Raw genomic sequence first — 12,304 nt, 5'->3', positions numbered from 1 at the left:
CCCCCCCCCCCCCCCAAAAAACGCAAATTGACTTTGTGCGCACGCAGACTATCTCCCAATAGCGGCGGGCGATGTCGTATGCTTCTTACTGAAATACAATTAACGAGAACACGGATTCGGATAACGGACACTTTCCCGCTATTGTCGAAAAGCGTATGACCACATTAGAGTTTTTTATGCACGGTAAACGCTAGGACATATTTTAAACCAGAAGTTTATATTTTATAAACTAAACAAAGTCTTTAAACCGCTACACTGCCTGTATACAATCTGCGGCGGAGATAGTCGTTACACCGTCTGGCTTTGATACGTCGGGCCGGACGTTTTTTCACACACCGAGGTTCTTATGAGCAAAATTCTAAATGAAGTTCTTCTGGCAAACCGCGATTACGTATCCGGTTTCGACAAAGGCGGTCTGGCCATGCCGCCGGCCCGCCAATTCGCCATCCTCACCTGCATGGACGCCCGCCTGGACCCTGCCAAATATGCGGGATTGTCGGAAGGCGATGCCCATGTCATCCGCAACGCCGGCGGCCGCGCCAGCGACGACGCCATCCGCTCGCTGGTCATTTCCTACAAATTGCTCGGCACCAAGGAGTGGTTCGTAATACACCACACCGATTGCGGCATGGAAACATTCACCAACGAGATAATGAGCGACTTGCTGGCCAGCAGCCTGGAAACCGCCAGCGTCGACGCCTCCGGCTGGCACGATCACGGTGCGGGCCCAGGTTCCACCGACGGCAAATTCATCAATTGGTTGACCATCAAAAACCAAGCCGAAAGCGTCTTGGAAGACGTAAACCGCATCAAGGCCCATCCGCTAGTGCCGTCCAACATTCCGGTTTACGGTTATGTATACGACGTTAAAACCGGCGGCTTAATCGAAATACCAGAGGCAACCGCAGCGGGTCGCGCCAGTTAATTCAAGATAAAAATAATTAGAAACCCGGATCGGAAGCCGCGCAAACAGCCGGCTCCGATTCAAAGCCAGGGGATCGAGCGGACCGGCAATACAAGCATAATTCAAACCGGCCTTTAAGCTGTCCCACTAACCGGATAAACGGCTCCGCGCATTAAAAAAACTACAAGTGGCAGCCGTTATCAAGTACATTTGCCGGACACACCAGGATAAGCGACCACTATTCTGATTCGTTCAAAAGGAAATGTACTCATGACTAAACACCACATAGCGGCCACGGTATTGCTGGCCGTATCGGGCTGTTTAATAGCCTTTTTTTTGCTCCGCAACGACGCCCCGCCCAGCACTCAATTAACCCTATACGGCAATATCGATATTCGCCAAGTCGAACTGAGTTTTCGCGAACCGGAACGCGTAGACCAAATCCTGGTACAAGAGGGCGAACGAGTCAAGGCCGGACAATTACTCGCCACCCAAGTTCTTAACGGCTACCAGTATCAAATCGATCTGGTCACCGCTCGCCTGGAAGTGCAACGGCACCAGCTCGACAGGCTGCTGCACGGTTCACGGCCGCAGGAAATCGGCATCGCCCGCAACGACGTCAAAGCCGCCGAAGCGACTGTCAAGCTGGCACAAAAGGAGTTGCAGCGCCTGCAAACGTTGGCGATCAAAAAACTCGCGTCCTCCCAATCCGTCGACAAGGCCAAGGCCGCATACGACAGCGCGACGGAAAACCTGCAAGCCTTGAAAGAACAGTATGCTCTAGCCAAAATCGGCCCGCGCGCGGAAGACATACAGGCAGCGCGCGCGCAACTGAAAGCGGATCAAGCCAGCGTTGAACTGGCCAACAAAGCCTGGCAAGACGCACATCTGCTTGCGCCGAGCGACGCCGTAGTACAAAACCGTATCTTGGAACCCGGCGACATGGCCAATGCGCAAACGCCGGTTTTGACCCTGGCTCTGCAGGATACGCTCTGGGTCAGAACCTATGTCGAGGAGCGCGAGTTGGGCAAACTGCGCCACGGCATGCAGGCCCTGGTAAGCAGCGATAGTTTTCCTTCCAAGCAATATAAAGGCTGGGTCGGCTACATCTCACCTACCGCCGAATTCACCCCTAAAGCGGTCGAAACCACCGAACTCAGAACCAGTCTGGTCTACCAGCTGCGGGTGTACGTCTGCAACCCGCAAGATCAGCTGCGGCTGGGCATGCCGGTAACCGTGAGCATCGACACCGCGCAATCGCCTTCTTCCATACCGGATTGCCGAGCCGACGCGCCGTGAAGCCAGCGGCAAACGCCATCGATACGACTACGGCGCTGAATTTTCAGGATGTCGGCAAATCCTTCCTGGCCGGTCAGCGCAGGATTAGCGCCCTGCAAAACGTTTCCTTGCATCTGCGCGGCGGCGTCACCGCGTTGGTCGGCCCGGACGGCGCCGGCAAAACCACCTTGTTGCGGCTGGCAGCCGGCTTGCTGCTACCGGACAGCGGCAAAGTTGAGAGTTTCGGCTTGAATACGGCTGATGACGGCGATAGCCTGCATACTCTGAGCGGTTACATGCCGCAGCGTTTCGGCCTGTACGAAGACCTCAGCGTACTGGAAAACCTGAATCTGTATGCCGATTTGCACGGCATGGATAGGCTGGAACGGCAACAAAGATTTGACGAGCTGATGCGCATGACCGGGCTGGCCAAATTCACCGAGCGCCTGGCCGGCCGGCTGTCCGGCGGCATGAAGCAAAAATTGGGTTTGGCATGCACTCTGGTAAACCGGCCCCGTTTGTTATTGTTGGATGAAGCGTCCGTCGGCGTCGACCCGGTATCGCGCCGCGAGCTATGGCACATCATCGAAACCCTGGTGCGGGACTTCGCCGCCACCGTCCTGCTCAGCACCGCCTACATGGACGAGGCCGAGCGTTGCGACCACGTCATTTTGCTGGATCAGGGCCGGATACTTCGGCAAGGCAGTCCGGCCGAGTTTCATGCGCTGACTGCGGGCCGCGGTTTTATCTTATCCAGTCCGGTACTGTCCAACCGCATCGTGCAACAGCGTGCCGTCACATTGCCGGGCGCTATCGATGCCGTGGTGCAAGGCGAGGCGGTACGGATACTATTGCGCCCGGAGGCGAAGCCGGACTGGCAAGCCTGTTTCAGCGAGACCGACCGGCTGCACAGCCAAGCGGCCAGCCCGCGCCTGGAGGATGCTTTTATCATGCTGTTGCAGGCGCAGCGTCCGCTGGAAAAAATGCCGCCGCCGATCTGCGTGACAGCGCTCGATAACGCGACGCCGACCTGTTTCGCCAATCAGCCCGCCATCATCGAAGTCGATGCGGTGGACCGTTGGTTCGGCGAGTTTCAGGCGGTCAAAAAGCTATCGTTCCGGGTATGCCAAGGCGAAATTTTCGGACTGCTGGGCGCCAACGGCGCGGGTAAAACCACCACCTTCCGCATGCTATGCGGCCTGCTGCCGGCCAGCAACGGCAAATTAAGCGTTGCCGGGGTGGATTTGCGCCGCGCCGCCGCCAAGGCCCGTTCCCGGCTGGGTTATATGTCGCAAAAATTTTCCCTGTACGGCCAGCTGTCGGTGCGGCAAAACCTGGAATTCTTCAGCCACGCCTACGGCTTGCGCAATCAACACCGCCGGCAACGCATAGCCTGGGCTTTAGAGCAGTTCGACCTGCAAGCGTTCGCCGATGTCAACAGCACCGATCTGGCCCTGGGTTACAAGCAGCGGCTGGCGTTGGCCTGCGCGCTGATGCACGAACCGGCCATTCTGTTTCTGGACGAACCCACTTCCGGCATAGATCCGCTGGCGCGGCGGGAATTCTGGACTCGCATTAACCAGCTGGCCGGACAAGGCGTGACAATATTGGTTACCACGCATTTCATGGAAGAAGCCGAATATTGCGACCGGCTGCTGATCATGCGCGAAGGCGACATTCTGGCGGCGGGCACCCCGGCGGAGATCAAACGGCTGGGTATTGCCGCGGACCAGGCGCCCGCCGACAACATGGAAGAAGCCTTTATCCGGCTGGTGGAAACCGGCGAGGCGGCACCATTATGAAGGCCTCCCGCCAACGACTGGCAGGCTTGATACGCAAGGAATTTCTGCAAGTGCTGCGCGACCCCAGCAGTCTGGCGATAGCCTTCGTGATGCCGGTATTTTTGCTATTGCTGTTCGGTTACGGGGTATCGTTGGATGCCAAACACGTACCGGTCGGACTGGTGGTAGAGCATAACTCGCCGGAAAGCCGCGAGTTTACCGCCGGTTTCGAGCATTCGGAATATTTTCAAACCCATTACTACCACGACATGCGGACTGCCCAACAAGCCCTGCGCGCTAAGCAGATCAACGCCATCGTGCATTTGCAAGCCGATTTCGACCGGCAACTGTCCGGCGGCGAACCCGCCGCGATTCAGGTTATTTTGGACGGCGTGGACGCCAATAACGCCCGTTTGTTGAATGGTTATATTCAAGGCGTCTGGCAAAACTGGCTGAACAGCCGCGCGGAACGGCGCGGCCAACGACCAAGCACTGCCGTGCAATTGCAGCCGCGCATCTGGTACAACAGCGCTCTGCGCAGCCGAAATTTCCTGGTGCCGGGCCTGATCGCGGTGATCATGACGCTGATCGGCGCGTTGCTGACCGCGCTGGTGGTGGCGCGCGAGTGGGAACGCGGTACCTTGGAAGCGCTGATAGCCACCCCAGTCAGTGTTCGCGAGATATTGCTGGGCAAGTTGATCCCTTATTACCTGCTAGGCATGGGCGGCATGCTGCTGGCCATTGCCATGGCGGTGTGGCTGTTTCAAGTGCCTTTGCTGGGCTCGCTGTGGGTATTATTGGTCTGCGGCTCGCTGTTCATGCTGGTGGCGTTGGGCATGGGCTTGCTGATTTCAATCGCCGCCAAAAATCAATTTGTGGCCGGCCAAATCGCCATTATTGTCACCTTCCTGCCGGCTTTCATACTGTCCGGTTTTCTGTTCAACATCGACAGTATGCCGGCCGCTGTACAAGCGTTCACCTATCTGGTGGCTGCCCGTTATTTCGTCGCCATTCTGCAAACCGTGTTTCTGGCCGGCAATATCTGGGCGATCATTATTCCCAATGCCCTGGCGCTATTGCTGATGGCGATGATCTTTCTGGGTTTGGCCCTGTGGCGCGCGCCGTGCCGCTTGGAGTAAGCCATGTGGTTGCGCATATACGCTTTGCTGATCAAGGAATTTCTAAATCTGCTCAAGGATAAAAAGAGCCGTTTCGTACTGATCGTACCGCCGATAGTACAGTTATTCGTGTTCGGCTACGCGGCGACTTACGACCTGAATCAGGTGCCGATAGCGGTTTACAACGAAGATCAGGGCCAAGCTTCCCGTGAATTGATCGCCCGCTTTACCGGTGCGCCGGCCTTTAAAGAAGTATTGCGCATCGAACGCCACGCGCAAATCGCCGATGCGCTGGATAGCAAACAGGTTTTGCTGGTGCTGCATCTGGGCCAACATTTCAGCCGCGACCTGTTGACGGGCCGGCAACCGGCCGTCGCGCAACTTCTGCTGGACGGCCGCGATTCCAATACCGCCCAGATCGCTTTGGGTTACGCCCAGTCTGTGATCAGCAATTTCAATTTCGATTGGGCCCGGCAACGGCATAAAACCTTACCGCCGGCCAAACTGGTGGTGCGGGCCTGGTTCAACCCCAACCTGGAAAGCCGCTGGTTTATCGTCCCCGGTATAGTCGGTCTGCTGACCCTGGTGGTGACGATGATAGTTACCGCGCTGTCGGTAGCGCGCGAACGCGAGCAAGGCACTTTCGATCAGTTGCTGGTAACGCCGCTGACCCCGGCGGAAATTCTGCTCGGCAAGGCGGTGCCGGGCTTGCTGATCGGGGTCCTGGAAGCCTCTTTCAGCATATTGATGGCGGTATTTTGGTTCCGGATTCCTCTGCTGGGCAGTCTGGCAGCCTTGTATCTGGGCATCGTGCTGTATGTGTTTTCGGTAATCGGCGTCGGCCTGATGATCTCCTCGTTGTCGGTCACTCAACAGCAAGGCTTGCTGGGCGGCTTTCTGGTGATCGTGCCGGCGGTAATCCTGTCCGGCTACGCCACCCCGATCGCCAACATGCCGGAATGGGTACAGCATTTAACCCTGTTCAACCCGCTACGCTATTTTCTGGTGATCATTCGCGGGGTGTTCTTGGAAGGCCTGGGAACCGGGGATTTGCTCGATCAATACTGGCCGCTGGCCGTCATCGGCCTATGCTGCCTGATCTGCGCGGGCTGGTTGTTCAGGAAACGCCTGTATTGAGAAAGGCACATAACAGGCGGGTTGCAACAAAGTTGAAAGACCTGCTGTCTTTAGTGCGTTTTGTGGTTTGGCTGCCGATTCAGATTTAATCTATCGTCCTGATCCAGCGGCAGCGCTCGTTGACGACAGGCGCGGTTCTAGGGTTGGCGATGCCTTTGGCGATCAAGGCTATTACCCGGTCGTCGGTATCGTAACCAATGTGCGCGTCCATCGGATTGGCCAATTTGCCCAATCCGAAAGCATCGTAAATTTTCGCCACGTTGATATTGACGTTGGTGACGTTGATGCACAAACGCGAATCCAGATATTTGCTGACGAAATCGTGCGGCAGGGTGTAGCTGAGCAGGTCGTTGGGATCGTTGAAAGCGATGATGTTGGTTTTAAGCAGCATGCGCTCGGCGAATTTATCGCCGGCCGGTTTGCAATAAGCCGCTTCCTGATTGGTGATTTTGGGAATAGCCCGGCCCAATTGCAGCATCGGCAATTGATTTGACATCATGTAAATCGGCACTTCCTTGTTTTTCAGCACATTGGCAATCGCCGAATAATACAGCGCATTGTCGCTATCGGCGTAAATCGAGGCCAAACGCTGCAAGCCATCGATGGTGATCCGGCTGCCCAGGCTGTGGGAGACAAAGGCGTAGCTGTCGTTATAAAACGGCGTGACATTTTTCGACGAACACACTTTGTGCACGTCATCCGGCAAATTGTCCCAGTCGCCGCTAATCATCCAGCAGAACGATTGGGCGAAGGCCACCAATATATCCTCGCGTTTTTCACCCAAATAAATGATAGGATCGGGGCCGGTGTCGTTGGAAAACTTTTTTAACAAATCGTTGACTTCGGCGCGCCGGAAGGACTGCTCGCCGGAATTATCGTATGCCAACACCTCTTTGTCCTTGTTGGTGATTTCCGACCAGGTTAATTCGTAAAACAGCAATTCTTGAGTTTGCGCCTGATCCAGATAGCGGTGAATACGCAAATTCCCTAAATTGGTTTCCGGGTTTTTGGGGTCGGCCAGCTTGATATTCTTGTAAGCCCGGGTAGTGACCGGCAGGTCCAATTCCTTGGCCAGTTTTTCCAGAAATTCGGTGGCGTAACCGGGCAAGTGATTGCCGACACCGTGCACCATCAACACTTTCATTTTACGGCCGGGGGTTTCCAATTGCGGTTTAAGTCCGGCGAAGCCGTTGCCGGTAATTTCGCACAAACGGGTGTCTTCTTCGTCCTGTTTCTCTAAAATAGCTTCGGTGATGCCCTTGCCGAAGCTGGCGCAACCGCTTAGCAAAAAGCTCACGGATAAAATAAGTAATAGTCTGTTCATATTTTTCATATATCGTGCAATCTAAAGAACTTGTAACTATTCGGCGCGAAGCACCAAACACCTGCTCCGGATGGAGAGGGTGGGGCGAGGAGCATCAAAATCGGGTGTTTTGCCTGTTCCAATCTCCTCACCCCGTTCTCCCGGCATTACCCTTCCTTCTGCATCGTTGCAGTCGTCCGGCAGGAGAGGGAGCAAACGGCAGCGTTTTAAGTGACTGCGAATAAATACCATTTTACATGATTAAGTCGAGGTAACTAACCAAAGGCCCATGCCTTTTATTGCAAACATAGCCTAAACTTTCGCTGTGCTGTTTGCCGTGGACATCCGTCCGACAAAAATAAATACAATTTATAAAAACTTATGGAAAACAATATTTTCTTTTTAGTGCCTTTTGCCGCCGTCACCGCGATGGCTTTTGCATTTTACTTTTTCAAGAAGATGATGCTGGAAAGCGAGGGGACCGGCACCATGAAAAAAATTGCGCAGTACGTGCGCGAAGGCGCGATGTCCTATCTTAAACAACAATACAAAGTCGTCTCGCTTATCTTTGTCGTACTGGCTTTGCTGTTCTCTGTTATGGCGTATTTCGGTTTGCAAAATACCTGGGTACCTTTTGCCTTTCTGACCGGTGGTTTTTTTTCCGGACTTGCCGGATTCTTCGGCATGAAAACGGCCACTTACGCCTCTTCGCGTACCGCCAATGCGGCGTCGAAATCCTTGAATCAAGGCTTGCAAATCGCTTTCCGCTCCGGTGCCGTGATGGGGTTGGTAGTGGTCGGCTTGGCGCTGTTCGACATATCGGCTTGGTATTTTGTATTGGATTATTTTGTCGAGGAAATCGAACCTGGCCATAAACTCGTCATTATCACCACCACCATGCTAACTTTCGGCATGGGAGCATCCACGCAGGCCTTATTCGCTAGGGTAGGCGGTGGCATTTACACCAAAGCGGCGGATGTGGGGGCGGATTTGGTGGGCAAAATCGAAGCCGGCATTCCCGAGGACGATCCGCGTAATCCCGCCACCATCGCCGATAACGTGGGCGATAACGTAGGAGACGTCGCCGGCATGGGGGCCGACCTTTACGAATCCTATTGCGGCTCGATTTTGGCAACGGCTGCCTTGGGGGCGTCGGCATTTCTGTTGAACCCCGCCTTGCAAGAGAAGGCCGTGCTGGCGCCGATGCTGGTTGCCGCGGTCGGGGTTTTCCTGTCCCTGATCGGTATTTTTCTGGTTAAAACCCGGGAAGGCGCAAACATGAAACAACTGATGGCTGCGTTAAATCTGGGGGTCAATATCAGTTCCTTGCTGACCGCCATGGCTGCTTTTGCGATCCTGTATCTGATCGGCTTGCCTAACTGGATTGGAATCTCATTTGCCGTGGTTACCGGTTTGTTTGCGGGCGTTATCATTGGACAAACCGCCGAATATTACACCTCGCACTCATACCGTCCCACCCAAAAAGTTGCCGAAAGCGCGGTGACCGGGCCGGCTACCGTGATTATTTCCGGTCTCGGTCTTGGCATGATTTCAACCGCGATCCCGGTTATGACGATTGCCGCCGCCATTATCCTATCGTATTTGTGCGCCATTCAGTTCGATGTGGCGAATATGCTACGGGCGGAAAACTTAAGCATGGGATTGTACGGCATCGGGTTTGCCGCCGTCGGCATGCTATCGACATTGGGTATTACTCTGGCCACCGACGCTTACGGCCCGATTGCCGATAACGCCGGCGGCAACGCCGAAATGAGCGGTTTGGGCGAGGAAGTGCGCAAACGTACCGATGCCCTGGACGCTTTAGGTAATACTACCGCCGCCACGGGTAAGGGGTTTTCCATCGGTTCCGCGGCGCTGACCGCGTTGGCTTTGCTGGCTTCGTATATCGAGGAAGTTAAAATCGGCCTGATACGCATCGGCCATAACACGCTGGTATTTGCCAGTGGTGAAAGTTTCGATACCCAAAAAGCCGGTTTTGCAGATTTCATGACCTACTATCAAGTTACCTTGATGAATCCCAAAGTGTTGATCGGCATGTTCTTGGGATCCATGATGGCCTTCGTCTTTTGCGGCTTGACCATGAACGCGGTAGGGCGCGCCGCCCAAAAAATGGTGGAAGAAGTCAGGCGTCAGTTCCGCGAAATCGCGGGCATTATGGACGGCACCGGATTGCCCGATTATGCGCGTTGCGTGGAAATCTCAACCAAAAGCGCACAGAAAGCCATGTTGTTTCCGTCATTGCTGGCGATCATCGTGCCTGTGGCTACGGGCGTGGTTTTTGGCGTTTCCGGCGTGATGGGTTTGTTGGTTGGCGGGCTTTCCTCGGGATTTGTGTTGGCGATTTTCATGGCCAATGCCGGCGGGGCTTGGGACAACGCCAAGAAGTATGTCGAAGCAGGCCATTTGGGCGGGAAAGGTTCCGATGTACACAAAGCCTGCGTGGTGGGGGATACGGTAGGCGATCCGTTTAAAGATACCTCCGGGCCATCCTTGAACATCCTGATCAAGTTGATGAGCATGGTTTCGATCGTGATGGCGGGATTAACGGTTACCTGGAGTTTGTTTTAACGCTTAGGATATGGTTCGAAACAGCTTACCGAGACATTTACTTGTAGCATCGGCTTTAGCCGCGATGAGCGTCTCGATCGGGGCTAAAGCCACTCTCACCGGCAACAATCCCCGAAAATACGGGGATGGTATTTTTGACGAAACCCTTAGGCGTTGGGAGCGAAATCGAGCGAGTCAGGTTTTTACAAAGTAATCCAGATCGATCGATTCTAAAGGCAGGCCGGATTGAGTCGGCGAAAACCGACCCAACTCCAATAATTGACTGGGTGAAAGCGCGCCCACGACTTTTGTCAAATCCGCCAATTTGATGCCTTGGCGGACTAAAAAAAGCATATAGGTATAGCGCAGGGTTTCTATCGTAATGTTTTCCGGGTCGGGCAAGCCGCCGTCAATCGCCGCGCAGCAAAGCAGGGTTTTGATTTCCGCTTCGGTCGGCCAATTTTCCACTGCGTAAACCTCGGTAAGGCAATCGGCAACGGAAGCCGTCATCGCCACGTTGCGTTGGCCGGGTATCAAAATCAACCGCGTCGCAAAATTCAGGCATTCGGGGCTTAACGAGAGGATTTCGGCCAGCGATAAGCCGTTGAACAGCAGGTGAATGACCGCCTTGATCGAGGGCTCGGCGATTCGGGTAAGCACCAGGACCTCCTGGCGCGGCAACTCCATGGGGGTATCGGCGGCCGGCAAGGCTTTCAACGGATCGTAACCGACTTGGGCCGCCGGTTGCCCGGACACATCCAGCATCGCCCGCGGCTGATGGTGCAAATGAATGCCGCCCAACGACATGGGGGCGGGCGGTTGGGGCTCCCGGCTTAAATAATCGAGGATCAGTACAGCCAGCAACGCCAGCGCCAAACTGCCCGCCAGCGCCAATAACGATTCCCGCAGATAATTCGGCCGGATGGGTTTGTCCGGCAACGTCGCCCATTCGACCACGTCGACCTGCGGGTATTTTTCGCGTTGTTTGACATCGATGTCCGCCAGCCGCTGCTTGGTATCTTGTTGCAAGGTTTCCAGTTTCAACAATTCCTGTTGCAGTGCCTGATGTTCCGCAAATTGCGAGGTGTAGTCGGCGGCCAGTTGTTTATGCGCCTGCAATTGCTGCTTTATGGCGATTACCGCTTCTCGGGCGGCCGCATAATTGTGTTCGGCTTCCTGGCGGGCAAAATCCTTGCCGACGCTGGCTTTTTGGGCAATTTTGGCTTCGATTTCCATTAATTGTTCCCGCACCTTGTGAAGGTTGGGATTGAGATCGATGTAGTCCTTGGTGTAATGCGCTTCGATGGCGGCCAATTCCTCGCGCAGTTTTTCCGCTTGCTGCAGCAAAACCGCCATTGCGCGCGTATCTTCCTCCGGCACCACGACTTCGTTTCTGGATATGGCGGCCAGAATGGTGTCCAGCTTGGCCTTGGCTTTAACTTCATCTTCCAGGGCGCTATTCAAGCTTTTATTCAAGCCTTGCAAACGGGCATGCGCCTGATTGTCGGCACTTTCGACGGACAGGATGTCGTGCGCCAAGCGGAAACGCTCGACTTCGCCGCGCTTTTCCGTCACTTGGCGCTCGATCCGCCGTAACTGATCGTTGATTTCCGCGGTGACTTTGTCGGTGTTTTCGGCAACGAATGCGGCCCGTATCCGCAAATACGTTTCTATCCAGGCATTGACGGCACGTTGCAAAACTTTGGCTTCGGGGCCTTCGGCCTGCAAATGGACCAAATTGGTGCCGGGTTCGGCTTGCACGGCGAACATGTTTTTTAATTCGTCCGTTGTCCATTCCCGGTTATTGGTCAGCATGCCTTGCAAATGCTCGACGGTTTTTTCCAGAATCGCCCCGCCCAGCAATAGTTGTTTTTGGATATTAACATGCTGAATATCCGCGGCGGGGCTGGCTTGGTCTATATCGGTGGCCGCCATGGTCAACACCGTGGCCACGCTTTGATAAATGGCCGGCTGCAGAAAGATATAAATTTGCGAAACCAGCGTGCAGGGTAGGAAAACCAGCAAAAACACCAGCCAGCGCCGCAAACGCGGCGATTTGAAGCGTCTTGAATGGTCAAGTTCGTCCGACGCCATATGATACGCATGCGCTTGATAATTCATGATTGACCGCCTGAAAGAAAGGTGACTGCTCAATGCCTCGGCATTTCGGCTATTCTAGTCCAAAGCGGACGCGGCCCGCAGACTTTACGCATCG

General features: G+C 54.7%; 8 protein-coding genes. 6 read left to right on the top strand and 2 right to left on the bottom strand.

Annotation, left to right across the window (positions count from 1 at the left end; translation table 11 throughout):
- Positions 1 to 346 precede the first annotated feature (346 nt).
- The 5 genes from NP596_RS08105 to NP596_RS08085 all read left to right on the top strand — a co-directional run bounded on the left by NP596_RS08105 (position 347) and on the right by NP596_RS08085 (position 6,218).
- Positions 347 to 925: a beta-class carbonic anhydrase gene (locus tag NP596_RS08105; RefSeq protein WP_256614805.1), complete on the top strand. Its 579-nt coding sequence runs from the start codon at positions 347 to 349 to the stop codon at positions 923 to 925.
- 249 nt (positions 926 to 1,174) lie between these two features.
- Entirely contained in the window at positions 1,175 to 2,203 is a 1,029-nt protein-coding gene (locus tag NP596_RS08100; RefSeq protein WP_256614804.1) for an HlyD family secretion protein, read from the top strand.
- Positions 2,200 to 3,984 (top strand): ATP-binding cassette domain-containing protein, encoded by a 1,785-nt coding sequence (locus NP596_RS08095; RefSeq protein ID WP_256614803.1) that lies wholly within the window; start codon positions 2,200 to 2,202, stop codon positions 3,982 to 3,984. Before NP596_RS08100 ends, NP596_RS08095 begins: the two co-directional genes overlap by 4 nt.
- Entirely contained in the window at positions 3,981 to 5,102 is a 1,122-nt protein-coding gene (locus NP596_RS08090) for an ABC transporter permease (protein WP_256614802.1), read from the top strand. The genes NP596_RS08095 and NP596_RS08090 overlap by 4 nt, the downstream gene beginning before the upstream one ends.
- A 3-nt stretch (positions 5,103 to 5,105) precedes the next feature.
- Positions 5,106 to 6,218, top strand: coding sequence for an ABC transporter permease (locus NP596_RS08085; RefSeq protein ID WP_256614801.1), 1,113 nt, complete (start codon positions 5,106 to 5,108; stop codon positions 6,216 to 6,218).
- 85 nt (positions 6,219 to 6,303) lie between these two features.
- Here NP596_RS08085 and NP596_RS08080 read toward each other — a convergent pair whose 3' ends face one another.
- Positions 6,304 to 7,551, bottom strand: a complete 1,248-nt coding sequence (locus NP596_RS08080) for a hypothetical protein (RefSeq protein WP_256614800.1) — start codon at positions 7,549 to 7,551, stop codon at positions 6,304 to 6,306.
- Positions 7,552 to 7,902: 351 nt separating this feature from the next.
- Here NP596_RS08080 and NP596_RS08075 point away from each other — a divergent pair, with 351 nt between their 5' ends.
- Positions 7,903 to 10,110 (top strand): sodium-translocating pyrophosphatase, encoded by a 2,208-nt coding sequence (locus tag NP596_RS08075; RefSeq protein WP_256614799.1) that lies wholly within the window; start codon positions 7,903 to 7,905, stop codon positions 10,108 to 10,110.
- A 174-nt stretch (positions 10,111 to 10,284) separates the two neighbouring features.
- Here NP596_RS08075 and NP596_RS08070 read toward each other — a convergent pair whose 3' ends face one another.
- A complete protein-coding gene (locus tag NP596_RS08070) occupies positions 10,285 to 12,210 on the bottom strand; it encodes a GumC family protein (protein WP_256614798.1) in 1,926 nt (641 codons plus the stop codon).
- Positions 12,211 to 12,304 lie beyond the last annotated feature (94 nt).

The organism is Methylomonas rivi (assembly GCF_024505165.1).
Classification (GTDB): domain Bacteria; phylum Pseudomonadota; class Gammaproteobacteria; order Methylococcales; family Methylomonadaceae; genus Methylomonas; species Methylomonas rivi.
The sequence above is the reverse complement of the archived record's forward strand: the minus strand, read 5'-3'. Positions and strand labels throughout refer to the sequence as shown.